Below are 308 nucleotides of genomic sequence, written 5' to 3'. Positions count from 1 at the left end.
CTGGCGACCTTGAGTAGCGGCGAGGTCATCCCCGCCAACCCAGCGCTCAAGAAGAACCTCAAGCGGCTGAAACGCCGACAACGCAACCTGTCGCGCAAGATGAAAGGCAGCCGACGCCGAGCGAAAGCCAAGCTCCGAGTGGCCCGACTGCATCAGCGGATCAGGAACCAGCGTCAGGCCGTGCTCCATGAACTGTCCGATCAGCTGACCCGCACCTATCAGGTCATCACGCTCGAAGACCTCAACGTCACTGGAATGACGAAGAATCGCCGACTCGCTCGCGCCGTCTCCGATGCCGGCTTTGGCGA

At 61.7% G+C, this 308-nt stretch carries 1 protein-coding gene; it reads left to right on the top strand.

Annotated features, from left to right (window positions below):
• On the top strand, positions 1–308 hold a 308-nt coding region (locus HW932_RS21605), incomplete at both ends, for an RNA-guided endonuclease InsQ/TnpB family protein (RefSeq protein ID WP_176978497.1).

Source organism: Allochromatium humboldtianum (assembly GCF_013385175.1).
GTDB classification, from domain to species: domain Bacteria; phylum Pseudomonadota; class Gammaproteobacteria; order Chromatiales; family Chromatiaceae; genus Thermochromatium; species Thermochromatium humboldtianum.
The sequence above is the reverse complement of the archived record's forward strand: the minus strand, read 5'-3'. Positions and strand labels throughout refer to the sequence as shown.